The sequence below is a fragment of the Pseudomonas sp. PAMC25584 genome, from assembly GCF_058135675.1.
The window spans coordinates 2,012,833-2,038,676 of record NZ_CM176870.1 but is presented as its reverse complement, the minus strand read 5'-3'; the positions used below and the strand labels follow the sequence as shown (position 1 = coordinate 2,038,676).

At 61.8% G+C, this 25,844-nt stretch carries 22 protein-coding genes; 13 read left to right on the top strand and 9 right to left on the bottom strand.

Annotated elements, in window-relative coordinates; all coding sequences use genetic code 11:
* Nucleotides 1-26: 26 nt before the first annotated feature.
* Together ACS5Q8_RS09510 and ACS5Q8_RS09505 are read right to left on the bottom strand one after the other, a co-directional pair.
* Nucleotides 27-644, bottom strand: a complete 618-nt coding sequence (locus ACS5Q8_RS09510; protein ID WP_276197278.1) for a glutathione S-transferase family protein — start codon at nucleotides 642-644, stop codon at nucleotides 27-29.
* 56 nt (nucleotides 645-700) lie between these two features.
* Entirely contained in the window at nucleotides 701-1,360 is a 660-nt protein-coding gene (locus tag ACS5Q8_RS09505; protein WP_247402105.1) for a transglutaminase-like domain-containing protein, read from the bottom strand.
* A 202-nt stretch (nucleotides 1,361-1,562) separates the two neighbouring features.
* Here ACS5Q8_RS09505 and ACS5Q8_RS09500 point away from each other — a divergent pair, with 202 nt between their 5' ends.
* Both ACS5Q8_RS09500 and ACS5Q8_RS09495 read left to right on the top strand, forming a co-directional pair.
* On the top strand, nucleotides 1,563-4,010 hold the full coding sequence (locus tag ACS5Q8_RS09500) for an acyl-CoA dehydrogenase (RefSeq protein ID WP_465160102.1): 2,448 nt from the start codon (nucleotides 1,563-1,565) through the stop codon (nucleotides 4,008-4,010).
* 74 nt (nucleotides 4,011-4,084) lie between these two features.
* On the top strand, nucleotides 4,085-4,492 hold the full coding sequence (locus tag ACS5Q8_RS09495; protein ID WP_276197276.1) for a PA2817 family protein: 408 nt from the start codon (nucleotides 4,085-4,087) through the stop codon (nucleotides 4,490-4,492).
* Nucleotides 4,493-4,604: 112 nt separating this feature from the next.
* Here ACS5Q8_RS09495 and ACS5Q8_RS09490 read toward each other — a convergent pair whose 3' ends face one another.
* Entirely contained in the window at nucleotides 4,605-5,537 is a 933-nt protein-coding gene (locus tag ACS5Q8_RS09490; protein WP_276197275.1) for a LysR family transcriptional regulator, read from the bottom strand.
* Nucleotides 5,538-5,626: 89 nt separating this feature from the next.
* On the opposite strand from ACS5Q8_RS09490, the gene ACS5Q8_RS09485 reads away from it, so the two are divergent.
* Nucleotides 5,627-6,253: an alanyl-tRNA editing protein gene (locus tag ACS5Q8_RS09485; RefSeq protein WP_426099380.1), complete on the top strand. Its 627-nt coding sequence runs from the start codon at nucleotides 5,627-5,629 to the stop codon at nucleotides 6,251-6,253.
* On the opposite strand, the gene ACS5Q8_RS09480 is transcribed toward ACS5Q8_RS09485, so the two are convergent.
* Nucleotides 6,250-7,824 (bottom strand): alkaline phosphatase D family protein, encoded by a 1,575-nt coding sequence (locus ACS5Q8_RS09480; RefSeq protein WP_443696222.1) that lies wholly within the window; start codon nucleotides 7,822-7,824, stop codon nucleotides 6,250-6,252. The two genes, ACS5Q8_RS09485 and ACS5Q8_RS09480, sit on opposite strands and share 4 nt — an antisense overlap.
* Nucleotides 7,821-8,375 carry a GNAT family N-acetyltransferase gene (locus ACS5Q8_RS09475; RefSeq protein ID WP_443696221.1) on the bottom strand — a complete coding sequence of 185 codons (555 nt, stop codon included), beginning with the start codon at nucleotides 8,373-8,375 and terminating at the stop codon, nucleotides 7,821-7,823. The genes ACS5Q8_RS09480 and ACS5Q8_RS09475 overlap by 4 nt, the downstream gene beginning before the upstream one ends.
* A gap of 190 nt (nucleotides 8,376-8,565) precedes the next feature.
* Here ACS5Q8_RS09475 and ACS5Q8_RS09470 point away from each other — a divergent pair, with 190 nt between their 5' ends.
* The 7 genes from ACS5Q8_RS09470 to ACS5Q8_RS09440 all read left to right on the top strand — a co-directional run bounded on the left by ACS5Q8_RS09470 (nucleotide 8,566) and on the right by ACS5Q8_RS09440 (nucleotide 17,859).
* On the top strand, nucleotides 8,566-8,973 hold the full coding sequence (locus ACS5Q8_RS09470) for an ExbD/TolR family protein (protein ID WP_005786670.1): 408 nt from the start codon (nucleotides 8,566-8,568) through the stop codon (nucleotides 8,971-8,973).
* Between the two features lie 2 nt (nucleotides 8,974-8,975).
* On the top strand, nucleotides 8,976-9,704 hold the full coding sequence (locus ACS5Q8_RS09465) for an energy transducer TonB family protein (protein WP_443696220.1): 729 nt from the start codon (nucleotides 8,976-8,978) through the stop codon (nucleotides 9,702-9,704).
* Nucleotides 9,705-9,728: 24 nt separating this feature from the next.
* Nucleotides 9,729-12,008 (top strand): TonB-dependent receptor, encoded by a 2,280-nt coding sequence (locus ACS5Q8_RS09460; protein ID WP_443696219.1) that lies wholly within the window; start codon nucleotides 9,729-9,731, stop codon nucleotides 12,006-12,008.
* 17 nt (nucleotides 12,009-12,025) lie between these two features.
* The gene (locus ACS5Q8_RS09455; RefSeq protein ID WP_443696218.1) at nucleotides 12,026-12,673 is read left to right on the top strand and encodes a MotA/TolQ/ExbB proton channel family protein; all 648 of its coding nucleotides are present in this window, start codon (nucleotides 12,026-12,028) and stop codon (nucleotides 12,671-12,673) included.
* Between the two features lie 56 nt (nucleotides 12,674-12,729).
* Entirely contained in the window at nucleotides 12,730-13,947 is a 1,218-nt protein-coding gene (locus ACS5Q8_RS09450; protein ID WP_465160101.1) for a phospholipase D-like domain-containing protein, read from the top strand.
* A gap of 184 nt (nucleotides 13,948-14,131) precedes the next feature.
* Complete coding sequence (locus ACS5Q8_RS09445; protein ID WP_465160100.1) at nucleotides 14,132-15,871, top strand: dipeptidase; 1,740 nt, start codon at nucleotides 14,132-14,134, stop codon at nucleotides 15,869-15,871.
* Between the two features lie 248 nt (nucleotides 15,872-16,119).
* Entirely contained in the window at nucleotides 16,120-17,859 is a 1,740-nt protein-coding gene (locus ACS5Q8_RS09440) for a dipeptidase (protein ID WP_465160099.1), read from the top strand.
* A 52-nt stretch (nucleotides 17,860-17,911) separates the two neighbouring features.
* Here ACS5Q8_RS09440 and scpC read toward each other — a convergent pair whose 3' ends face one another.
* Both scpC and ACS5Q8_RS09430 read right to left on the bottom strand, forming a co-directional pair.
* Nucleotides 17,912-19,417 (bottom strand): succinyl-CoA:acetate CoA-transferase ScpC, encoded by a 1,506-nt coding sequence (gene scpC / locus ACS5Q8_RS09435; protein ID WP_465160098.1) that lies wholly within the window; start codon nucleotides 19,415-19,417, stop codon nucleotides 17,912-17,914.
* A 43-nt stretch (nucleotides 19,418-19,460) separates the two neighbouring features.
* Nucleotides 19,461-21,239, bottom strand: a complete 1,779-nt coding sequence (locus ACS5Q8_RS09430) for an acyl-CoA dehydrogenase family protein (RefSeq protein WP_276197270.1) — start codon at nucleotides 21,237-21,239, stop codon at nucleotides 19,461-19,463.
* A gap of 259 nt (nucleotides 21,240-21,498) precedes the next feature.
* On the opposite strand from ACS5Q8_RS09430, the gene ACS5Q8_RS09425 reads away from it, so the two are divergent.
* On the top strand, nucleotides 21,499-22,518 hold the full coding sequence (locus ACS5Q8_RS09425; protein ID WP_276197269.1) for an AraC family transcriptional regulator: 1,020 nt from the start codon (nucleotides 21,499-21,501) through the stop codon (nucleotides 22,516-22,518).
* Between the two features lies 1 nt (nucleotide 22,519).
* Here ACS5Q8_RS09425 and ACS5Q8_RS09420 read toward each other — a convergent pair whose 3' ends face one another.
* The gene (locus ACS5Q8_RS09420) at nucleotides 22,520-23,566 is read right to left on the bottom strand and encodes an AraC family transcriptional regulator (protein WP_465160097.1); all 1,047 of its coding nucleotides are present in this window, start codon (nucleotides 23,564-23,566) and stop codon (nucleotides 22,520-22,522) included.
* 161 nt (nucleotides 23,567-23,727) lie between these two features.
* On the opposite strand from ACS5Q8_RS09420, the gene ACS5Q8_RS09415 reads away from it, so the two are divergent.
* A complete protein-coding gene (locus tag ACS5Q8_RS09415; protein WP_276197267.1) occupies nucleotides 23,728-24,579 on the top strand; it encodes a 3-hydroxybutyryl-CoA dehydrogenase in 852 nt (283 codons plus the stop codon).
* Complete coding sequence (locus ACS5Q8_RS09410; protein WP_247398758.1) at nucleotides 24,572-25,186, top strand: TetR/AcrR family transcriptional regulator; 615 nt, start codon at nucleotides 24,572-24,574, stop codon at nucleotides 25,184-25,186. The genes ACS5Q8_RS09415 and ACS5Q8_RS09410 overlap by 8 nt, the downstream gene beginning before the upstream one ends.
* Before the next feature lie 6 nt (nucleotides 25,187-25,192).
* Here ACS5Q8_RS09410 and ACS5Q8_RS09405 read toward each other — a convergent pair whose 3' ends face one another.
* The gene (locus tag ACS5Q8_RS09405) at nucleotides 25,193-25,828 is read right to left on the bottom strand and encodes a response regulator transcription factor (RefSeq protein WP_017846815.1); all 636 of its coding nucleotides are present in this window, start codon (nucleotides 25,826-25,828) and stop codon (nucleotides 25,193-25,195) included.
* Nucleotides 25,829-25,844: the final 16 nt, after the last annotated feature.

Genomic DNA, 25,844 nt, shown 5'->3' with positions numbered 1-25,844 from the left:
ACAGTCACCTGTATTAATAGTCAGTATCAGGTCAACGCGGTCATCACCGTTTTGCGGTAGGCCGGCCGCTGTTGCAGGCGCTGGTACCAGGCCTCTAGATGGGGCATGGCAGGCCGTTCGATGGGCATTTCAAACCAGGCGTAAATAAAGCTGCCCAAGGGGATATCGCCCATGCCGATGTCGTCGCCCGACAGGTAGGGCTGTGCGGCGAGCGCCTTCTCCACCGTGCCGAGCGCATCGATGCAGGCCTGGCGCCCGGCGTTGATGGTGTCCCAATTACGCTTTTCCGCCGGGGTGCGCACCATGCCCCAGAACACCGCCTTGAACGGCTCGGCGAGGGTCGAGGTGGTCCAATCCATCCATTTTTCGGCGCTGGCCCGCGCCTTTACATCGCTCGGGTACCAGTTCGACGCCTGCTTGGCGCAGAGGTAACGCACGATGGTGTTGGATTCCCACAGCACGAAGTCACCATCTTCGATCATCGGCACCCGACCATTGGGGTTCAATGCACGGTATTGCGGCGTGTCGACCACACCAAAAGCGCCGCCCGCATCGATGGCCTCATAGTCCAGGCCGAGTTCCTCGGCGCACCACAGGACTTTCCTGACGTTCGATGAATTTTTACGCCCCCAGATCTTCAGCATGACCGCGCCTTATTGTTGATGAACATGGCTTGATGAACGCAGCAGCATACGCCGGTTCATGGGCGGCTTAAATCGCCCTGCATATCGCCCAGCACGCTCGGCATCTGCTCGCCAAACAGGTGCGGGTAACATTTCTCCAGGTGGGCAAAGAAGAAATCTTCGGGCACGTCCGCAAATTGCCCATGGTCCACCACGTACTCCATCGAGCGCTGGCCCTGGCGATTGAACGCGTGGAACACACTGTCGTTGATCCCATCGAACGCCAGCGGCGGCACATCGAACAGTTCGCACAATTGCTGGTTGAACGCCGGCGTGGCTTTGACCCAGCGACCGTTCAGGTACAGCTCGGTATAACCGTGCATGGCGAACACATCGCTTTTGAGCAATGCGATCAGGCGCGGCGTCGACAGGTGATTGCGCACATCCGCCAAACCGATGCGCGCCGCAATGCCGCAGTGCCGCGCACACGCAGCGAGCAAGGTGGCCTTGGGCACGCAGTAGCTCTGGCCGGCAGCCAGGGCGAAGCTGGCGTTCAGGGTGTTGGGGTCGCGGCTGAAGGTGTAGGGGTTGTAGCGCACCGCCTCACGCACGGCGTAATAAAGACTGACTGCCTGGTCACCTGAATCCGCGCTGGAACCGCGATGTTTTTCGGCGAACTCCACCACCGCTGGGTGGTCACTATCGATGAAGCGGCTGGGATTCAGGTAGGTTTCCATGCGTTTGATCTCCGGGGGAAGCCTTAAGTCTAACGACAGGTCTGCCACAGAGATAACGACGATTCGGCCAAATGCCAGCGCCTGGTGATCGGTGATCCCAAGGCGCTCCCAGTGCAACGCGTCACACCCTGATCACCGCGCTTTCTCGGATGCCGACTAAGCTCTTTGGTGGTTTCGCCCCTGGTTTCATGGAGGATTGAATATGTTGTTGTTGTGGATATTGGTTCTGGTGGTCGGCATTGCCTATTTGGCACACCGGCGCACCGCGCCCCTGCCCGCCCTGGGCGTGGTCGCCGTTTACCTGCTGGCGATGGGCGCGTGGAGCCACGCACCGGGTTGGCTGCTGCTGATCTTCTGGGTGTTGATTGCGATCGTGGCCGCGCCCCTGCTGCTGCCCGACCTGCGCCGCCAATACTTCACCAAACCGCTGTTCAGCTGGTTTCAGAAGGTTTTGCCACCAATGTCCGAGACCGAGCGCGATGCCATCGACGCTGGCACCGTCTGGTGGGACGGCGAGCTGTTCAGCGGCCGCCCCGATTGGGACAAGTTGCTGGCCTACCCCAAGGTACGTTTGACCGAAGAAGAACAGGCGTTTATCGACGGTCCTACCGAAGAACTGTGCGCGATGGTCAGCGACTGGGAAATCGGCCAGGCCATGGACCTGCCGCCCGCCGCCTGGGAACACATCAAGACCCACGGTTTCTTCGCGCTGATTATTCCCAAGGAGTATGGCGGCAAGGGCTTCTCCGCCTATGCCCACTCCCAAGTGGCGATGAAACTCGCGACGCGCAGCGGTGACCTGGCGTCCACCGTGATGGTCCCCAACTCCCTCGGCCCCGCCGAGCTGCTGCTGCATTACGGCACCGATGAACAACGCAACCACTACCTGCCGCGCCTGGCCCGTGGCGACGATATTCCGTGCTTCGCCCTGACTGGCCCGCTGGCCGGCTCCGACGCCGGCGCCATGCCCGACACCGGAGTGATCTGCAAAGGTGAATGGCAAGGCAAGGAAACCCTCGGCCTGCGCCTGAACTGGGAAAAACGCTACATCACCCTGGGCCCGGTCGCGACCCTGCTCGGCCTGGCATTCAAGGCGCATGACCCGGACCACTTGCTGGGCGAAGAAGAAGACCTGGGCATCAGCCTCGCGCTGATCCCCACCGACACCCCCGGCGTCCACATCGGCCGTCGTCACCTGCCGCTGGGCGCCGCGTTCATGAACGGGCCCAACTCCGGCAAAGACGTGTTCATCCCCCTGGACTACCTGATCGGTGGCCAGGACATGCTCGGCAAGGGCTGGATGATGTTGATGAACTGCCTGTCGGTCGGCCGCTCGATTTCCCTGCCGGCGGTTGGCACCGGCGCGGCCAAGTTCACCAGCCTGGTGACCGGCCAATACGCCCAGGTGCGTGAGCAGTTCAACGTCCCGCTGGCGGCTTTCGAAGGTATTCAGGAAGCCCTCGCCCGCATCGGCGGCAACGCCTGGCTGATGGACAGCGCGCGCATGCTCACGGCCAACGCCGTCGACCTCGGCGAAAAGCCGTCGGTGCTGTCGGCGATCCTCAAATACCACCTGACCGAGCGCGGCCGCGAGTGCATCAGCCACGCCATGGATGTCCACGGCGGCAAGGGCATCATCATGGGCCCGAACAACTACCTGGGCCGTAGCTGGCAAGGCGCGCCGATTTTCATCACCGTGGAGGGCGCGAATATCCTCTCGCGCAACCTGATGATCTTTGGCCAGGGTGCGATCCGTTGCCACCCCTTCGTGCTCAAGGAAATGGCCCTGGCCAGTCGCGAAGACCACGACCAGGCGCTCAAGGAATTCGACAGCCTGCTGATGCAGCACATCGGTTTTGCCGTGAGCAACGCCGCCAGCACCCTGGTGCTCAACCTGGGTGTCGGCCGCTTCGAAAAAGCCCCGGGCAACCGCTTGAGCCAGGCTTACTTCCGCGCGCTGAACCGCCAGGCTGCCGCGTTCGCCCTGCTCGCCGACCTGAGCATGATGCTGCTCGGCGGCGAGTTGAAACGCCGCGAACGCCTGTCGGCACGCCTGGGCGATGTGCTGAGCCATATGTACCTGGCATCGGCGGCGCTCAAGCGTTATCACGACCTGGATTCGCCGGATCACCTGGAACCGTTGTTCGCCTGGGCCATGGAAGAAAGCCTGGGAGAATCGGAACGCGCGCTGGATGAACTGCTCAGCAACTTCCCGAACAAGCTGCTCGGCTGCTTGCTGCGGGTCATCGTGTTCCCGTTCGGGCGTCGCCATACCGGGCCGTCCGATGCACTGGATGCCGAAGTGGCCGCCGTTATGGGCCGCGCCAAAGGCGACCCGACCCTGGAAGAAATGCTCGCCGGCTGCTACCGCCCGCAAGCGCTGGAAGACCCGGTGGGCGCCCTGCAACATGCCTACGACTTGCTCGGCGCCAGCCATCCGCTGCAGAAAAAACTGCACGTTGCCCTCAAAAGCGGCCAGGTCAAACCGGCTGCCGGCGAACATGCGATCGACGCCGCCCTGCACGCAGGCGTGCTGCAACCGGCCGAAGCGCAAAGCCTGCGTGAGGCCGAAGCGGCAAGGCGCAAGGTGATCGACGTGGATGATTTCAGCAAAGAAGCGCTGACCCAGGCCGAGGGTAAAGTCCGCTGATCCCCTAGGCCATATAATTACGGGCGCTTGGGCTATATACTCTCGCGCCCGTTTTTGCTTTGAGGACTTATCTCGTGTCCAACGTCGTTGCCGATCATCTCGTCTTGCTCGACCACCTGCGCAGCATCCTGGTTGCCGTCGGCGAAGCCGAACAGGTGCCCGAGGAAAGCCACCTGCTGTTCCTGGAACGTTTCGATGAACTGCGCGCCCTGCTGCCGATCGATCCGATCGAGAGCCAGTACCTGGGCCAGGACATGATGAGCCAGGTCATCCTGCGCTACCCGCAAATCGCCCACCTGGTGCCGCGCGACCTGCTGTGGTTCTTCGGCGGCGACTGCCTGCACTTCATGCCCGACGACGAACTGGACCTGTACCAGGCCCTGGAAGAGCGGCGCTTTGAAGCCGAACAGAACGACGAACCGTTCGACTGGAACCAGGAAAAGCAGCTGCTGGCCATGCCTCAGGACCAGAGCAAGCACTGATCATTCAGACGCTGCAGAACCCAATGTGGGAGGGGGCTTGCTCCCGATGGCGGTGTGTCAGCCAATACATGCATGACTGATCCACCGCTATCGGGGGCAAGCCCCTCCCGCACTACCGTCGGCGCAACGTCGGCTCCGTGGCCATGCACGCCACCAGATAATCAATGAACACCCGCACCTTCGGCGGCAGGTAACGCGTCGGCGAATGCAGCAACCAGGCCTCGCCATGGTAGGACGCAATAAAATCCCACTCGGGCAACACCTGCACCAAGCGCCCCTCATCCAACGCATGCCGCGCCGTGAAATACGGCAAGCTGCCAATCCCCACATGCTGCAACACCGCATCCAGGCGCACGCCGGTGTGGTTCGCTGCATAACGCCCACGCACGGCCACGGTGACTGCCTTGCCCGCCCGGCGAAACTTCCAGCGCGAGTCCCCCGGGGTTTCGCCCAGGTAGATGCAGCTGTGCGCGAGCAAGTCATGGGGGTGACTCGGTGTGCCATGCTCGGCCAGGTACTGCGGCGTCGCACACACCACGTGTTCGATGGGCAGTAATTGCCGCCCCACCAGGCCCGGCGGCGGGCTGTCGGTAATCCGGATGCTCAGGTCGACATTGTCATCGATCAGGTCCACCTGCCGATCCTCAAGGATCAGTTGCACATCGACCTTGGGATAGCGCCGCAGAAACGCCGGCATATGCGGATGCACCACGAACCGCCCCACCGCCTTGGGCACGCTGACCCGCACCAGGCCCTCGGCCTCGTGGGTGAACTGACCGCTGACTTCCATCACCGAACGCGCCGCGTTAACCATCTCCTGGCAGCGCTTGAACACCTCTTCGCCGCCCTCGCTCAAACGCAGTTTGCGCGTGGTGCGTTGCAGCAGGCGCGTGGCCAACGCCTGTTCGAGACGCGAGATGCTGCGGCTCACCGCCGACGGCGAAACGCTCAGTTGTCGCGCCGCGGCGGAAAAACTGCCAGCTTCCACCACTCTGACGAAAATCGCCATTTCACCCAGCAGCGGCAAAGGAAGATTGATGCTCATCACGCACAGGTCCATTGATAATTGAACGGATTATCACCCATCGGCGCACTATTTATACTGCCCGCAGAACCTTGATGCGGATGTAGACGATGACCGAGCGCCTGTTTTTCACCCACGACCACCTGACCGCCGAGCTTGAAGTGCTGAGCTGCACCGCCCACGAAGAGCAGTTTGCGGTCACGCTGCAGTCGACGATTTTCCACCCCCAGGGCGGCGGCCAGCCATTCGACACCGGCTGGCTGGGCGACAGCCGGGTGCTGCGGGTCACCCAAGAGGCGGAGCGCGTGGTGCATTACCTCGACCAACCCGTCGCACCGGGCCCGATCAACGCACGGGTCGACGCACAGCGCCGCGCCTTGCACACCCGCCTGCATTCCGCCGGGCATTTGATCGGCAACGCTGGCGAGGCCTTGGGTTGGATGCCGATCAAGGCCCACCACTGGCCGGGCGAAGGCAAGATCACCTTTATCCGCAGCGAAAGCGCACACGCGATGGACGCCGACGCGATTCAACAGCAGATCAACCAATGGATCGCCGCCGACTACCCGCGCCAGATGCGCCTGGAAGACCGCACCCGCGAAGTCGGCTTCGGTGAATTGCCCGCGTATGCCTGTGGTGGCACGCACGTGCAGGCGTTAGGCGAATTGGGCCAGGTGACGATCCTGGCCCTGTCGGAGAAAAAGGGCACGCTGTCGGTGCGTTATAGCCTGGATTAAACCGCGCTCGCCCCGGCGCGCCCCGGTTCCACCACGAACGACTTGAGCGTCGACACCGTGGCGGCCGGGTCACGCGGATCGGTAATCACGCGAAAGTGCGTGAGCATGCGCTGTGCATCCAACGCCACCGATACATACCCGCGCTGGCGGCTGTCGAAAAACTTCACATGGGGATTCAGCGGCAGCATCTGGGTGAAGGCATCATAAGGCGGCCCATCGGAGGTCACCGAGGTGCCGACGAATTCGGTGGCGAGCACAGGCGAGTCCGGGTTGTTGGCATCGGCATGCAAATCCGTGGCCCAGAATGAATGTATATCGCCGCCCCAGAACACCGGGTTCTTGACCTGATGGCGCGCGATGGACGCGAGCATCCGTGAACGATTCGCCATGTAGCCATCCCAACCATCGGTCCAATGGCCCAGCGTGTGCTGGGTCAGGTCACGCTGGACCAGCGGGGCCACCAGCAAGTCCTGGGCGATCACGTTCCATTGCGCTTTCGACTGGGCAAACCCCTGGTCCAACCAGGCCTCCTGCTGCCAACCGAGCATGGTGCGAGCGGGGTCGCGCAAGTCGCTGCAGGTGTTGGCGGCGATGTGGCCCTGATGGCTGCCGTTGGCCTGAATGCACGGTTGCTCGGAGCGATACTGTCGACCGTCAAGCACATGGAAACGTGCCAGCCGGCCGTAGTCCAGGCGCCGGTAAACGCGCATGTCCGGCCCGTTGGGCAGGCTGCTCACGCGCAGCGGCATATGCTCGTAATAGGCCTGATACGCCGCCGCCCGCTGCTTGAGAAACTGCGCCACGGCAACCTTCGGGTCCTGGGACCAGCGGTTGGCATAGTCGTTCTGCACCTCGTGATCGTCCCAGGTCGCCACGCTGGGCGCCGCCGCGTGCAAGGCCTGGAGATCCGGATCGGTCTTGTACAGCGCATAGCGGTTGCGATAATCGCTCAGGGTCAGCGCGTTGCCGCTGCCGTGGGAACGAATGACTTTTCCCGAATCTGCCGCGTAGGAATTGTCGTAGATATAGTCACCGAGGAAAAACACCAGGTCCGGCTGCTCCGCCGCCAGGTGGCGATAGGCACTGAAGTACCCGCGTTCCCAGTGGGAGCACGACACAAACCCCAAGCGCGCCGTCGCCATCGCATGCAGGGCGGGCGCGGTACGCGACTGGCCCACCGCGCTCTGCGCCCCCAGCCCTTCGAACTGATACCAATACGGCCTGCCGGCTTCCAGCCCCGCGACCTCCACGTGCACGGAGTGGGCAAAGCGCTCGCTCGCCATCACCTCACCTTGCCTCACAATGCGCATCATCGCCGCGTCGCTGGCGACCCGCCAACGCACCGGCACCGCACGCGCCAATCCGCCTCGACCGTCCGCCGCATTGAACAACGGCGCCAGGCGCGTCCAGATCACAAAACCATCCGGCAACGGATCACCCGAGGCCACGCCCAAGGTGAACGGGTAATCAATCCCCGCACTGCGCGCAAACGGGCTGAGGATCGAAAAGGTGGTGGCCAGCGCCAGCCCGGCAAGTACCCGTCGCCGATCGTGGTCAACCGCGCGACTCACGCCCGGCGCTCCCAGTCATTGCGCACGGTCGCAAACCCGAGCAAGTCCTCATACACCCCATTCTTGAGAAACGCGGCGCGCATACAGCCTTCGTACAGCAGGCCGATTTTCTCCATGACCCGCGCCGACTCCTTGTTGCGGGCAAAGCATTGGCTGCCCACTCGGTACAGGCCCAGTTCGGCGAACCCAAAGTCCATCACTGCACGCGCCGCCTCGGCTGCATAGCCTTGGTTGCGACAGTGCGCCGCCACCCATCCGCCCAGGTGCCCGTAATGGTGACGCGCATTGAGACGCAGGCTGACGATGCCGATCAATTCGCCGGTTTCGCGCAGGTGCATGCCCAGGCTCAACAGATCGCCGGCGCGGTATTTGTCTTGCATCCCGTCAATAAACGTCCGGGCCGTTTCCAGGGTATAGGGCGATGGAATGTTGGCCGTGTTGTCAGCAATCTTCGGCCCGTTGGCGAGGCTGGAAAGCATCGCGGCCTGGTCGCTTTCCAATGCCCGCAACAGCAAGCGCGAAGTCGATAAATGCGGCAGTGACTGACTCATGCAAGACGGTTCTCGGTGTAAATTTTTCGAGAATGTACCCCGGGCGTTTCAGTTTCATTACTTCATGAAAGTGACTGGAAACCGATCTGTAAGACACGTCCTAGACACGTCAAAACGTAAATTAAAGTTAACCGTTCGGTCATTTTTCGTTGCTAGCGTGTCGCCCCTAATTCAATAACGGGGTAGCAGAATGAGAACCTGGGATGAACCGAAAAAACGTAAGGCACACATCGAACTGATCCCGATGATCGACGTGATGATGTTCCTCCTGGTGTTTTTCGTACTGGTGAGTCTGAACGTGATTCCGGCACTCGGCATGAAGACTCAACTGCCCAGCGCCAGCAGTTCACAGCAGCTCAAGCCGCAGAACAAATTCATCCTCACCCTGGGCCTGGAAGGCCAGTTGCAACTGGATGGCAAGGACCTCACGGTCGACGCTCTGGTACCGGCGCTGAAGGCGGCTGAAAAGCCGGATACCAAGTCGACGATCATCGTCAACAGCGACAAGGGCGTGGAGGTTTCGCGCCTGGTGGAGGTGATGGACACCCTGCGTCTGGGTGGCTTTACCTCCGTGTCCATCGCCACGCGTAAGTCCTGATCATGTACGTCCTGTTTCGTGCGCGTCGGCTGCTGGGCAGTGTCCCGGCCCTGATCGCCCTGGTGCTGATTGCACTGGGTATCCAGTCCCAGACGTTGAAGGTCGAGCCGGTGTACGACGAGTCGGCGGTCGAGTTGGCATTGGTCGAGCCGGAGCCCGAAGTGGTGCCGCAACCCGTGGTGGAGCAAGAACCGCCACCGCCGGTGATCGAGGACGAAGAGGCCGAGCCGGCCCCGCCTCCACCACCGCCCAAGCCGTTGCCAAAACCTGAACCCACGCCCAAGCCCAAGCCAGTGCCCAAGCCCGTGGTCGCCAAACCCACGCCGACACCCCCACCGGTGGTGGCCAAACCCACGCCCGCGACGGTCGCACAGGCCGCGCCGACACCGGCACCGGCACCGCCCGCACCACCCAAGGTCGACGGCCAGGCCCTGGAGGGCGGTTACCTCAAGGGGTTGCGTAACGAGCTGGACACTTACAAGCAATACCCCACCGGACGCCAAGCCTCCCTCGAACGCCCAAATGGCGACGTGGTGGTCTGGCTGCTGGTGGACCGCCAGGGTCGGGTACTCGACTCCGGCGTGCAGACCCCGGCCTCGAGCATGTTGCTCAACCGGGCCGCCGCCAACAGCCTGCGGCGTATCAAGCAGGTCAAGCCGTTCCCCGAGCAAGCCTTCGGGGGGCGCAATGAGCAGCGCTTCACCGCCACCTTCAACTACAGCGTGCAATAAGCACCCGACACTAGGACGACACTGATGAGGTTCACACGGATTCATCTGGCACTCGTTGCCGCGAGCATGGGGCATGGCATGGTCATGGCCGACACCGGCGACAGCGACGTCGGCACCATCGGCGTACAGGGCAAGGCCACTGCCGGTGGCGGCTACATGGTGCAGGAAGAAAGCATCAAGGGGCGCTCCACGATAACCAAGGAAGCGCTGGATAAACAAACCGCCACCGGCAACGCCATCGACAAGCTCAAGTACACCCCGGGCCTGAACATCTCCAGCGAAGATGCCACCGGTCTGTCGGGCTTTCGCTTCACCATGCGCGGGCTTAACTCCGACCAGGTGGGGATGTCGGTGGACGGCATGCCGATCAACGACTCCGGCAACTACGCGCTGTACTCCAACCTGCTGGGCGACCCGGAAAACATCGACCAGATTTTCGTCACCCAAGGCTCGTCAGAGGCCGACGGCCCGCACATCGGCTCCAGCGGCGGCAACATCGGTATCGTGACCATTCGCCCCACCAAGGAAACCGGGGCCTTCGTCAAACAGACCATCGGCAGCAACGCCACCCGCAAGACCTTTGCCCGGCTCAACACCGGCGAGGTCAACGGCCTGAGCAACTGGCTGTCGGCGTCCCATACCGAAGGGCAGATGTGGCGCGGCTCGGGGGCCGTGCGTGCGGACAAGGTCGAGTGGAACAGCTTCTTCGACGCCGGCAATGGCAACACCGCCAACCTGATCCTCAAGTACCACGAGCAGGACAACAACAGTTACAGCCAACTGACCAAATCGCAGTTCCAGCAGAACGGCCGCAAGTTCGATCCCTACCCCGCCACACCGACGGTCGGCAGCAACGGCAAGCTCAACAGCTACTACGCCCTCGCACAGAACCCGTTCCAGACCTTTACCGGCGTACTCAACACCCAGTTCAAACTGGCCGACAACCTGGCGCTGTCGGTGATCCCGTATTACTACTGGGGTAACGGCAGCGGCGTCAGCTCGTCGAGCTACGCGCTGAACCGCGGCTCGAACGCAGGCGGCGTCTTCGACCTGGGCAACTTGCCCACCGCCGCCCAATACAACGCCGACGGCTCCTCCACCACCGGCGTGTATTACCGCCCCTCCCGCACCCAGACCTGGCGCCCCGGCATTACCACCAAACTGAACTGGGACCTGGGCGATCACAGCCTGCAATTCGGCTACTGGTACGAGCGCGCGCGCCAAAGCCAGACCCAACCGTTCATCGCGCTCAAGAGCAACGGCAAACCCACCGACACCTGGCCGGACGGCAACGCCGTGGTCGATGCGAACGGCAACACCGTGCAGGGCCGCGACCGCTTCACCGTCACCCCGGCGCAGAAAGTCTGGGCCCAGGACACCTGGTACATCAACCCGGACTGGACCCTGGTGGCCGGCCTGGCCTACATGAACGTCAAGCGCGACGGCACCAACAACGGCAGCCTCACCGAGCAGCCGGAAAAACGTCACCAGACCTACAACAAGCCGCTGCCCAACGCCGGCCTCAAGTACCAGCTCGACGAACGCGACCAGTTGTTCTACAGCCTGTCGCGCAACATGCGTATCCCGCAGAACTACGTGCTGTACGACAAGGGCGTGGACTCGATCAACTCCAAGCCGGAAACCAGCTGGAACCATGAGTTGGGCTGGCGCTTCACCGGCGACGACATGACCGTGGCCGCCACCTTGTTCTACATGCAGTTCAAGGATCGCCAGGTTTCGTCCAAGGACATCAACGGCGACTACGCCGACATCAACGCCGGATCGGTCAACAACAGCGGCCTGGAGCTGGAGTGGAGCGGCCTGCTGCCCCAACACTTCAACTACTACACCTCCTACACCTATACCAAGGCCGAGCAGCAGGACGACTTGACCGTGTACAACGCCGGCAAAGCCATCCTGTTGCCCACCAGCGGCAAGCAGTTCGCCAACGTGCCGAAAAACATGCTGGCCGCCAACATCGGGTATGACGACGGGCGCTTCTACGGCACCTTCGGCGGCAAATACACCAGCAAGATCTACGGCGACCTGACGAACGACGAAGCCATCTCCGGCCGCACCGTGTTCAACGCCGGCGCCGGTATCTACCTGCCGGTGGACAAGAAGGTGGTGAAAGACGCGACCCTGCGCCTGAACGTCGACAACCTGTTCGACAAGAAGTACCTGGACGGCGTGTACACCACCAAGACCAACGCGGCCAGCTACAGCGGTTTCCGCGACGGCGACCCGGCCTACATCGTTGGCCTGGAACGCACCGTGACGGTGTCCCTGGAAGCCAATTTCTAACAGCGAGGTAATCGAACATGGACATGAATCTGCTCCACGACATCACCTTTTATGTGATGTACGCCGCGATGGCCATCGCCATCTTCATCACCATCGAGCGCGGTATTTACTTCGCCTATGTGCGCCGCCAGGCCCGTGCTTTGACCGAGGTGCTGGGCGCCCATGTACACAGCGAGCGCGACCTGCCGGAAAGCCTGACCCGCCGCGACAGCCTGCCGCTGAACATGGTGACGCCGGTGCTGGTACAGAAAGCCTCGCAAGGTTCACGCAAGGACCTGGATGATGTGATCGAAACCCAATACCTGACCACCCGCGCCCCGCTGGCCCGCAGCCTGTGGATCATCGAAACCATCACCACCGCCGCACCGTTGCTGGGCTTGCTCGGCACCATCCTCGGCATCATCGACACCTTCAAGGCGTTGGCCAGCGCGGGGGTGTCCGACCCGGGGCAGATTTCCGGCGGCATCGGTACGGCGTTGTTCGCGACGGGCCTGGGGATCGCCATCGCGCTGTTCTGCGTGGTGTTCCACAACTTCTTCCAGGACAGCCTGGAACGCATCAACGATCAGTTGAAGATCCTGCTGATTCGCGCCGCCACCGGTGCCCGCGTGCAGGGCGAAGTGCCGCACCTGGTGTCCACGCCGTTGCACAGCCGCACGGCATGACTGTCAGGGCGGGCGCATGAGGCGCCCGCCCTGTCTTTTTCCCTGACGAGATGCCTATGTCCCTATCGATGAAATGCCGTATCGCCGGCCTCGTCGGCTTGCTGCTCAGTCCGCTTGCCCAGGCGGACTTTTCAATTCCGGGGTTTGAACTGGTACACACCGTGCCGCTGGACACCGAACTGGCTAGCGCCGATTTGCGCCAGCCGGGCCCGGTATGGATCGAGCTGTTCGACGGTGCCAAAAGCACGATCGATATCGGCCAGTTTTATGCCGCCGACCATCCAGGTTCGGTGCTGGAGCGGGTAATCGAGCGCCTGGAAGCCGCCGGTAAACGCGGTGTGAAAATTCGTTTCCTGCTGGAAGAAAAAGGCATTCGCCTATCAGAAGCCTCCACCCTGGAACGCCTGCGTACGATTCCCAACCTGACCTTGCGCGTGCTGCCCTACGCGCAACTGAGTGGCGGCATCATCCACGCCAAATACATGGTGGTGGATGGGCAGCAGGCGTTTGTCGGCAGCCAGAATTTCGACTGGCGGTCCCTGGAACATATCCACGAAACCGGACTGCGCATCACCGACGCCACTGTGGTCGGCCAGGTCCAGGCGATTTTCGATCAAGACTGGCAAGCCCAGGCGGCGCTGACCGCACACAGCGCCGTGCCGCTGCCGATGGCCGGCCAGGCGCCTGCGCGCAGCGGCAACTACCTGGTGGCCAGCCCGCAACGCTACAACCCGCCAGGGGTGGGCGACTCCCAACTCGAACTGCCGCGCCTGCTCAGCGAAGCCAAGCATGAAGTGCGCGTGCAACTGCTGGACTACGCGCCGCTGTCTTACGGCCCGGATAAAACCCGGCCCTACTATGCGGTGATCGACAACGCCGTGCGTGCCGCCGCCGCTCGCGGGGTGTCGATCAAGCTGATGGTGTCCAACTGGAATACCGACGCGCTGGAATTGCCCTATTTGAAAAGCCTGGCGGTGCTGCCCAACGTGCAGATCAAGATCGTTACCCTGCCCCAAGCCAAACAAGGGTTTATCCCCTACGCACGCGTGATCCACAGCAAGACCCTGGAGATCGACGGGCAAGTGGCGTGGGTCGGCACCAGCAATTGGCTGGGCGGGTATCTGGATAATTCGCGCAACCTGGAGGTGATCATGCGCAGCGAAGCGATGGCCAAGCGTATAGGGCAATTGCATGAGCAATTGTGGGATGGACCCTATGCCAAAGCATTGGGCGTAAACGCCACTTACCCCGAGCCCTACCCTGGCCAACCTTGAACTGAACAGGGTTCAACGCCCGCGCCCACAGGGATGTAACTCACCGACGGGCGACGTTTTACCGAGAAATTTCCTACACCAACGTCTGCCACTCTCAAGCAAGGTGATGGTAGTGTGTGGAAATATTTCTGACTTAATGATCAGAAACTTCCTACTCACTACCAGCAAAGGAATGCGTCCCGCCATGTACTTTCCACTCAAGCAATTGGCTGCCGCCAGCGTGTTCGCCGCGAGCCTCTCGACCTTCGTCAGCCCCGCTTTCGCCAACATCACCCCACAGCAGAGCACGGCGATTCTCAAGGGCTTCAGCGAAACCTCGGTCACTGACTTCAACAGTTTCCTCGGCACCCTGGCCCAGGGCGAGCTGGGTAAAACCAGCGATGTGGACCCGGCGATCAGCGCCTTTCTCGAGCACAAACCCCTGAGCGCCGAGCAACAGAACGAAATCAATCGCCTGCTGGGCATCTATGCGCGGGTGAAATACGCCAAGGCCGCCACGGAGACCCTGCGCGAGCTGGTGGAAATTCCGACGTTCAACGTCGACGGCCTGCCGCAGTACAAAAACCCGCAATTCCTCAAGATCGCCGACAAGCTCCAGGGCCTGGCGAAAGACTTCAACCTGAACTTCCGTAACATCGACAACCGCGTGTACGAAATCTCCCTGGAAGGCAGCGGCGATGAAGTGGTGGGCATCCACGCGCATGCGGATGTGGTGCCGGTGACGCCGGAAAACTGGGTATTGAAAGACGGCACCCGGCTCGATCCGTTCAAGGTCACGCTGATCGGCGACCGCATGTATGGCCGTGGGACTGAAGACGACAAAAATGGCATCGTGGTGGCGATGTACGCCATGAAGGTGATCAAGGAAGAGAAGCTGCCGCTGGCGCGCACCTTCAAGCTGCTGGTGGACACCACTGAGGAAACTTCCGGCGACGCGATCCCCTATTACTTCGAACGCAACCCGACGCCGCCGTACAACCTGGCGCTGGATGGCGGCTACCCGGTGGTCATTGCCGAAAAAGGCTACGGCACGGTCATGGCCACTTTCCCGCGCCGCAAAGGTGAAGGCAAAGGCGCGGAAATCATCGCCATGACCGGCGGCAAAGCGACCAACCAGATTCCCTCGGCGTCGGTCGCCACGTTGCTCAGCGACACACCCGCCGAGTTGGCCGCCAGCCTGCAAGAGGCCGGTGCGCAATACGCCCAGCGCAATGGCGCTGACTTCGAGGTGAGCGCCAAGGTGGTCGGCAAAGAGGTGCAGTTGACGGTCACCGGGGTCTCCGCGCACTCGTCCGAACCGGAATCCGGCGTGAACCCGGTCGCGCGCATGCTGGATCTGATCCACAGCGTCGACGGCAAGATCGCCCTCAAGCACAACCACATCACCGACGCGGCGCGTTATGCCGCCGACAACTGGGGCCTGGATTACCTGGGCGGCAAATTGGGCGTGGGGTTCGCCGATGACTTCATGGGGCCGCTGACCACCTCGCTGACGTTCGTCGACCTGGACGACAAAACCTTCAAGCTGGCGGTGAACCTGCGCGTACCCAAGGGTAAATCGCCGGAGAAACTCAAAGCGCAAATTGCCGACAAGCTCAGCGCCTGGGACAAGAAAACCAAGGTCAACGTGAACTTCACCTACTCGGTCGCCGAACCGATGTACCGCAACCCGGAAGGTGAGTGGGTCAAGGCCTTGTTGGCGGTGTCTACGGAAAACCTGGGCATGAAACACGCGTTCGGCAGTTCGGCCGGCGCCACCTCCGTGCATGAACTGCCCAACGGCGTGCAATTCGGCCTGGCACGCCCGGAAGTGAAGTACACCGGGCACACCGACAATGAGTTCAAGACGGTCGAGCAGTTCCTCCTGGACCTGCAGATCGTCACCGAAATGATGGGCCGAGTCGGTCAGCTACCGACGCTCTGAGTGCGACAGGAGCCCGCCGCAATGGCGGGCCCATCACGCTGATCGCCTGGCCCGACACCCACAAAAACGCCGCTCACGACCGAGCGGCGTTTTTGCATGGGAAGGCATGCGTAGGAAACATCGGATTCTGCACAGCCTCCGCATTTATTGGCGATAGAGCCTACTTCTGAACACCTCTCCCCCTACCTCGCAGTGTTAGCTTCGACGGGCAATCACCAACCGCCTACGAAGATAGGAGTGTGACAATAATGAACCCATCACTTACCCGCCTGCTCACCGCCGCGCTGGTAGTCACCAGCCTCGCAACATTCGCCCTGCCCACGCATGCCACTATTTCCCCGCCGCAGAGCTCGGCCATCCTCGCGAGTTTCAGTGATTCATCGGTCACGGACTTCCGTGAATTCCTGAGACAGCTACGCGTGAGCCGCCAGCCCATGAGCAGAGAACTCGGCCCGGCAATCAGCGGTTTTCTGGACAACGATGAGCTTTCCATCGAGCAGAAAAACCAGATTTATCGCCTGCTCGGCCTCTATACCCGCTTGAAGTACGGCGACGCTGCCATCGAGACCCTGCGCGAACTGGTGGCCATCCCGACCTTCCGGGTCGAAGGCGTTGCCCAGCACGACAATCCCGAATTCATCAAGCTCGGCAACACGCTCAAGGGCCTGGCCGAGTCATTCAACCTGGCCTTTCGCAACATCGACAACCGCGTGTATGAGATCACCCTCAACGGCACTGGCGATGAAGTGGTGGGCATTCACGCGCATGCCGACGTGGTGCCTGCCAACCCGCAGAACTGGGTGCTGGAAGACGGCACCCGACTCGACCCGTTCAAAGTTACCCAGGTCGGCAACCGCTTGTATGGCCGCGGCACCGAGGATGACAAGAACGGCATCGTGGTGGCGCTCTACGCAATGAAGGTCATCCAGGAGGAGCAGCTACCGCTGGCCAGAAACTTCAAGCTGCTGGTCGATACCACCGAGGAAATCGCTGGCGATGCGATCGCCTACTACCGCGAACGCAACCCAACGCCCCACTACAACGTGGCACTGGATGGCGGTTATCCGGTGGTGATTGCCGAGAAAGGCTATGGCACCGTCACGGCAACCTTTGCCCGGCGCGATGCACAGGGCAAGGGCGCCGAAATCATCTCGATGACCGGAGGCCTTGCAGCGAATCAGATTCCGCTGACGTCGGTCGCCATGCTGGTGGCTGAGCACCCCGCTGAATTGGCCGCCAGCCTGCAAAAGGCCGGTAGCGACTATGCCAGGCGCAAGGGTGGCAACTTCGACGTGACCGCCGAGGTCGTCGGCAGGAACGTCAAACTCACCGTTACCGGCGTGTCCGCACACTCTTCCGAACCCGAATCGGCTGTAAACCCCGTCGCCAGGCTGCTGGGCTTCATCCATAGCCTGGACGGAAAAATCGCGCTCAAGTACAACCACATTACCGACGCCGCACGTTACGCCGCCGACAACTGGGGCCTGGATTACCTGGGAGGGCCACTGGGCATCGGCTTTTCCGATGCGTTCATGGGGCCGCTGACCACGTCACTGACCTTTATCGGGATGGACGAAAATACCTTCACGCTGACGGTCAATCTGCGTCTACCGAAGGGCAAGTCTGCAGACGCACTCAAAGCCGAAATGGCAGACAAGCTGGCTGCCTGGAGTGAGCAAAGCGGCGTTGCGGTGGCCTTCGACTACTTGGTCACCGAACCGATGCACCGTGACCCTAAGGGTGAATGGCTTAAGGCTATGTTGGACGTGGCCAGTGAAAACCTCGGCATGGAACGCAAGTTCGGCGCCTCTGCTGGCGCAACCTCGGTGCATGACCTGCCCAATGGCGTGCAGTTCGGCCTGGCCAGGCTCGAGGGCAAGTACACCGGCCACACCCACCACGAGTTCAAGACGGTCGAGCAGTTTCTCCTGGACCTGCAGATCGTCACCGAAATGATGGCGCGGGTCGGTCAGCTAGCGAAGCTCTGAGTGCGGCAGGAGCCCGCCGCAATGGCGGGCTTGTTTCAAGCGCAAACCCAGCCTAGACGCCGACGGCGGCCGCCTGCATCGAACCGGTTTCCTGCAGATTGATGTGCCAACTCAAGGCCTTGCTCAACACATGCGGCGTATGCCCACCCTTGGCGCACGCGGCCTTGAAGTAGCTGCGCAACGCCTCGCGATAGTCGGGGTGCACACAGTGGTTGATGATCAACTCGGCCCGTTCTTTCGGCGCCAGGCCACGCAGGTCCGCCAGCCCTTGTTCAGTCACCAGGATATCGACGTCATGCTCGGTGTGGTCGACATGGCTGACCATCGGCACCACGCGGGAAATCGCACCGTCCTTGGCGATCGACTTGGTCACGAAAATCGACAGCAGCGCGTTACGGGCGAAGTCTCCCGAGCCACCGATGCCATTCATGATCTGTGTACCGCAAACGTGGGTGGAATTGACGTTTCCGTACAGGTCGAACTCCAGCGCGGTGTTGATGGCAATCACGCCTAACCGTCGAATCACTTCCGGGTGATTGGAGATTTCCTGTGGCCGTAACACCAGGCGGTCGGCGTATTTCTCCAGGTTGCCGAACACCCGCTGGCCACAGGGGCCGGACAGGGTAATCGAACAGCCGGAGGCGAACTTCAGCTTGCCCGCGTCGAGCAATTCAAAGGTCGAATCCTGCAGCACCTCCGAGTACTGCACCAGGTCGGTGAACGGCGCATCGATCAGCCCGCACATGACGGCGTTGGCAATGGAGCCGACGCCGACTTGCAGCGGCGCCAGGCTTCTGCTCAAGCGCTTGTGTTCCACTTCCAGCTCGAAAAAAGCCACCAGATGATCGGCAATCGCCTGGGTCTCATGATCGGGCGGCAGCATGGGAATCGCAGATTCCGGCGTATTGCACAGCACGATGGCGACGATCTTGGCAGGGTCAATCGCGATGGCCTGGGTGCCGATGCGATCATCCGCGCTGATGACCGGAATCGGCCCCCGGCCAGGGCGCCCGTGGGGCTGATAAATATCGTGCATCCCTTCAAAATAAGGGCTGCTGGCCAGGTTCAGCTCAACGATGACCTGCCGCGCCGTCTGGGCGAAACTGGCCGAATTGCCAACCGAAGACGTCGGCACGATATGGCCCTGTTCGGTGATCGCCACCGCTTCAATCACCGCAATATCCGGATTGGGCAGGCTGCCGTCACGCAGCTGTTCGACCACTTCGCTCAGGTGCTGGTCGATAAACACCACGCGGCCTTCGTTGATCGCCTTGCGCAGCACCGGGTCGCCTTGAAACGGCATGCGCCGCGCCAGCAGCCCGGCCTCGGCCATCTGCCCGTCCAGGCCACGCCCGAGGCTCGCGCCGGTGATCAGGTTGATCTTGAGCGGATGCTCCCGGGCCCGCTCGATGAGCGCCAGTGGCACGGCCTTGGCGTCCCCTGCGCCACCGAAACCACTCATGCCCACGGTCATGCCGTCTTGAATGAACGCGGCGGCCTGCGCCGCGCTCATGATTTTTTCGTGCAAGGAATCCAGGCGGATGCGCTGGTGATGCATGGGGTGAACCTCAAAAAAGTTAGGCACAAAAACCAACGCGGTGTCAGAACTGCTCTTCATCCAACGCCATGATGCTCGCGCTCCCAGCGCTGATCGCCGCCAACAACGCGTGTACCCGTGGCAACAATTGCTCTGCGTAGAAGCGTGCGCTGACGCCTTTGGTCTTGAGGAAGGCCGCATCGCCCGTGCCGGCTTGCAGCTGGGCGTGCGCCTGCAGGGCAGAACGCGCCATGAGCCAGCCGCCCGACAGGTAGCCGAAGAGCATCAGGAAGTTGACGCTGACGCTGCCGGCCCAATCCGCATCGTGCTTGGCGTTGTCGAGTAACCGCGACAAGGCCTCGCGCCCGGCGCCAAGCGCGGCGGCCAACGCCACTGCCTGATAGTCGAGGGCGTCGATGTGACGCAGTTGCTCGACGGTTTGATCCATCTCCTCGAGCAGGCTGTTGAGTAACGCGCCTTGGTTCAGCAGGGTCTTGCGCCCCACCAGGTCAAGCGCCTGAATGCCGGTGGTGCCTTCATAGATGGTCAGGATGCGCGCATCGCGATAATGCTGCGCCGCGCCGGTCTCTTCGATGAAGCCCATACCACCGTGGATTTGCACGCCCAGAGAGGTGACTTCCTGGGCCAGTTCGGTCAACCAGCCCTTGACGATCGGGGTGAACACATCGACCCGCCCCTGATGATGGTGCGCAAGCTCCGGCGTGGGCGCATGCGCGGCACGGTCGACTTCAGCGGCGGCCACCAGCGACAACGCGCGCATCGCTTCGATGGACGCTTTCATCTGCAACAGCATCCGGCGCACATCGGGAAAGCGGATGATCGAGAAACGGCTGCCGTCCTTGCGCGTGCCCTGCAGACGCTCTTTGGCGTATTGACGGGCCTGCTGGTAAGCGCGCTCGGCAATCGACAAGCCCTGTAGGCCAACACTCTGACGGGCGTGGTTCATCATGGTGAACATGCAGGTCAGGCCCGTGTGCGGCTCGCCGAGCAGATACCCGACCGCCCCCTCGGGGTCGCCGAAATTCATCACGCAGGTCGGGCTGCCATGAATGCCCAATTTGTGTTCCAGGGAGAGGCACTGCACGCGATTGCGCACGCCCGGCTGGCCTTGGGCATCCAGCAGGAACTTGGGCACCACGAACAGCGAAATGCCTTTGACGCCCGTCGGCGCATCCGGCAGGCGCGCCAGGACCAAATGCACGACGTTGTCGGTCATCTGGTGATCGCCCCAGGTGATGAAAATCTTCTGGCCAGTGATCAGATAGTGGTCGCCCTGGGGCACGGCGCGGCTCTTGATGGCCGCCAGATCGGAGCCGGCATCCGACTCGGTCAGGTTCATCGTCCCGGTCCACTCGCCACTCACCAGTTTTTCCAGGTAGGCGGCTTGCAGTTCGGCCGAGCCGTGATGGGCGATGGCTTCGATGGCGCCCTGGGTCAACATAGGGCACAAGGCGAATGCCATATTGGCTGAGTGCCAGATTTCATTGACGGCCGTGCCGATCACGTTCGGCAGGTTCTGCCCGCCGTGTTGTTCTGCAGCGGTCAACGAGGGCCAGCCGCCTTCCTGGAATTGCCGATACGCCTCGGCAAAACCCGGTGCTTCTTGCACGCCCTGTTCCCCCAAGTGCGTACCTTGGGTATCACCGACCCGGTTGAGCGGCGCCAGCACGCCGGAACCCAAGCGGCCTGCCTCGCTCAAGATGGCGCTGACCAGTTCGCTGTTGACATCCTGAAGCTGGGCGCTCGCGCACAACTGCTCAAATCCGACCAACGCCTCCAGCACAAATTCGGTGTCGCGGTACGGATGGGCATAACCACTCATTGTTATTTTCCTCATTCACTTGTTAAACAGGCCGCTACACCCTTCGCCCACTCCACCAAGCTGAGCAATTAACCAAAACGGCCACTACTCAAAAAACCTGGGACGGTCGCAAGCAGGGACGGAGCCCGCAGCGCATAGCTCTATTCAGCTTCCTCCGATCCAGCCCTGGGTGGCAATTACCAAATCAGTCTAAAAACAGACATAAACGGACAGCCACTTTTGGCTAAACTAGCCTGCCCTGCTGCCGGACTGCTGAACGATGGGCATCGAGCGCTATTCCATTTCCATGTACTTCGCCCACATCCTGATGACGGCCGCACGCCGCCTCGCGCTGGACGAAGACGTCTTGCTCAAGGAAGCCGGCATCAGCCGAAAGCGCCTGGATAACCTGCACCTGCGCATCACCCCCGACCAGTTCAGTCGCTTGATGCAGGCCGTGTGGCGCTTGAGTGATGACGAGTTTTTCGGCGCGGGTTCACAGCGCTGTCCGAAGGGCTGCTTCGCGATAATGGCCAAGCAAGTGATCCACTCGCATAACCTGCATTCGGTGTATTACAAGCTCAGCCATTTCTACAACGTGATGAACGACTCCCTGCACCTGGAGCTGAAAGTCGTCGGTGATGAGGCCCTGTTTTCAATGGCTTTGAGTGACCCGAGCCTGGACGCCGGCTACCTGCTGAGGGGGTTTTTACTGTTGCTCTGGCATCGGTTCCCAAGCTGGCTGATTGGCCAGCGGATCACGCTCAAGCGGGTGACGTTCGATCATCCCGAGCCCGCCCATTCAGCGGAATACCGCTTGATGTTTCCGTGCCCCGCGCATTTTGACCAACCCGAGACTTGCCTGGTGTTCGACGCCGGGATTCTCACCGCGCCGCTGGTGCAAACCGCAGAAACCCTGGCCTATCACCTGCAGCGAGCGCCGGTGGACTGGTTCACCCGTCCCGCCTATTACCCGGTTTACACGCGGCGGGTGCTGGACCACCTGGAGAACGTCGACGATCTCGCCAAGGCCACCATCCAGAGCACCGCCAGCGAGCTGCACCTGACGGAAAGAACACTGCGGCGCAAGCTCTTGGCCGAAGGCAGCAAGTTTCAGAAACTCAAGGACGGGGTACGCCGCGACATGGCCATTCATTACTTGAGCCAGACGTCGATGTCGATCAACCAGACGTCGCAACAGCTGGGGTTCTCAGACCCGTCGGCGTTCACCCGGGCCTTCCGCCAATGGACCGGCGAGTTACCCAGGACTTACCGCGACGCAGCGCTCAACCGCAAATGACTCAAGCGCCCAGGCGCGCAGGCCGAGACACTTTACCCTGGACCCGCTCGCGGTAACGCCCAGGGCTTTCGCCGGTCCACTTCTTGAACGCACGATGGAACGCGCTGGGCTCCTGAAAACCGCATTGCGCGGCGATTTCACCGATGCTCGCCCGCGTCTGACAGAGCAGTTCCAGCGCCAGGCTGCGGCGCACTTCATCCTTGATCTCCTGAAACGAGCAACCTTCACGCTCCAGACGCCGGCGCAAAGTGCTGGGGCTCATGTGCAAGTCCACGGCCAAGTCCTCCAGCGCCGGCCACTGGCTGTAGTGGCTGCCACGCAGGCGTTGATAAACCTGGGTCGCCACGCCGTCCTGGTTGCGAAACCGGATCACCAGCCATTGCGGCGCGCTGCGCAGAAACACCTTGAGCGACGCCAGGTCCTGCACCACGGCCAGACGCAGGTAGCTGCTGGCGAATTCGATTTCGGTGCGGGCCGCGCCAAACGTCAGGTTGTAACCCCACAGCAACTGATCGTCGCTGAGCGGCGCACGCGCGTGGCGAAAGTCGGCGCGATCGATGGGCACGCGGCGTCCACCCAGCCAGCACAGCAGGCTGATCATCAGCACCAGAAAGGTTTCCTCACCGTAACGCCGTGTGTCCTCATCGCCGCCGCCGACTTCCAGGCGGAGTACCGCACGCTTGCCATGCACGCTGAGGCTGCCGCGAAAGTCGCGCAGGAACAGGGCGAAACTGGCCAGGCACTGGGTGAGCGCTTTGCCCAGGTTCGGCTCCTGGATCAGGCCACGGCAGATCAGGGCAAAACTGCCCGGCGGCATGCCATGGGAATCCAGGCGGAAGAACTCATCGTTCAACTCACGAATCTGAATCAACCATAACGCCGCAAACGCGCTGGCCGGCACCCGGGCCTCGGGCTGGGTCAACAGCGCCGGCGCGATGCCCGCTTCGCACAGCACGGCGGCCAGCCGCTGCGGCTGATCGCGCAGCGCATGGATCATGACCTGCACGAAGTAGACGGCAACCGAATCCTTTTCCCGCGTGGGCTTCATTCTGAGTTCCTGTCGCGTACACATGGTAATAAACGCCAATACAACTGACAGGTTTCGGCATAGGCCGCCCCACTGCCGGGCCCTAGACTCTCGCCCAATAGACCGTATTGCAAGGCATGTCTGCCGTGCAACGGCAGCGCACATTTGAAGAGAGACTGACGATGAATCTGCAGAATATCGGCGTGATCGGCGCGGGCACCATGGGTAACGGCATCGCCCAGATCTGCGCCGTGGCCGGCATCAACGTGACCTTGCTGGACATCTCCGCCGGCGCCCTGGAAAAAGCCCTGGCCACCGTGAGCAAGAACCTCGATCGCCAAGTCAGCAAGGGCATCCTCAGCGAACCCCAGAAGCATACGGCCCTGGACAAGATCCGCACCAGCACCGACTACACCAGCCTGGCCAATGCCCAATGGGTCATCGAGGCGGCCACGGAAAACCTCGACCTGAAACGGCGCGTGCTGCAACAGATCGCCGCTCACGTCGATGAGCAGTGCGTGATTGCCTCCAATACGTCTTCGCTGTCCATCACTGAACTGGCGGCGGGCGTTAACGCCCCCGAGCGCTTTATCGGCCTGCATTTTTTCAACCCGGTGCCGGTGATGGGCCTGATCGAAGTGATTCGTGGCCTGCAGACCAGCGATAAGACCCACGCCCAGGCCATTAAGCTGGCACAGCACCTGGGCAAAACCGCGATCACCGCCGGCAACCGCCCAGGTTTTGTGGTCAACCGGATTCTGGTGCCGATGATCAACGAAGCGATCCTGGTGTTCCAGGAAGGCCTGGCCAGCGCCGAAGACATCGACGCCGGCATGTGCCTGGGTTGCAACCAGCCTATCGGCCCGCTGGCCCTGGCCGACCTGATCGGCCTGGACACCTTGCTGGCGATCCTCGAGGCGTTCTATGAGGGCTTCCAGGACAGCAAATACCGCAGCGCGTCGCTGCTCAAGGAAATGGTGGCCGCCGGTTACCTGGGGCGCAAGAGCGGGCGCGGCTTCCACACCTATGGCTGAGTATCGCTCGCGCTTGTGCGAACACCGCAACAAGGCCCTGGAGTTGCTTGCCAGCAAAGGCTTCGGTCAAGTCGGCATGCGCGAGCTGGCCAGCAGCCTGGGGTTGACCCCGGGCTCGCTGTACCACCACTACCCCAGCAAGCAGCATCTGCTGCTGGATTGGATCGAAGAGTTCTACGAAGAACTGCTGACCACCCTGGGGCGCGTCGAGCAACGGCCGCGCTCACGCCAGGACAATCTGCAACGGCTGATTCATGCCCACCTGAATTTGCATCAAGAGATGCCGTGGCATTTCCGCCTGGTGGAGCGCGATTGCGGCTGCCTCACGGAGGACCAGCAACTGCGGGTCCGGCAGTTGCGCGAACAATACGAGCATCGACTGCTGCAAATGCTCGGGCGACCGCGGCGGCTGAGTGTCCATGCCCTGCAAGCGGCCGGCCACGCCATCGCCACGCTGCTGAACAATGCGCCGAGCTGGCTGGCCGGGCAGACGCTGGATGATGCAGAACGCACCGAGTTACTGGAAAACCTGCTGACCGGCGCCATCGAGCGCGTACTGGCAACGCGGGCCGGCGACCGCCCGAGCCTGCAGATTGCCGTGGCATGAGGCCGATCAGCGCAATTGCAGGGGGTCCACCAGGCCAGCGGCAATCGCCATACCCACCAGCTCCGGCAAATGGCTGGCCGCCATGCGCTTCATGACCCGCGCGCGATACAGGTCGATGGTCTTGACGCTGACGCCCAACTGCTCGGCAATTTCCCGATTGGTATAACCCTGCACCAGCGGGAGCAATACATCACGCTCGCGTGGCGTGAGTTGCTGCAACCGCGCCTGCACCCGCGCCGGTCCTTCACCGAGGCTCTGGCGATGATCGGCCTTGCTCAGGGCCTGCAGGACACTGTCGAGCAGCAACTGTTCGTTGTAGGGCTTCTCGATAAAGTCATGCGCCCCGGCCTTGAACGCGCGGACCACAATCGGCACATCGGCGTGGCCGCTGACGAAAATCACCGGCAGGTGCAGGTCGCGGCTGCGCATGTGCTCCTGCACATTCAGGCCGCCCATCCCCGGCATGCGCACATCCAGCAGCACGCAGGCGTTGAGGCGGCTGTCGCAGGCGTCGAGAAACTCGCGGCCACTGGTAAACGGCAGCGCCTTGAGGCCCACCGACTCCAGCAACCAGACGGTCGAATCGAGCATCCCCTGGTCGTCATCCACCACATACACCACCTGTTCCGTCACGCTCACCATCGCTTGATTCCTCTTC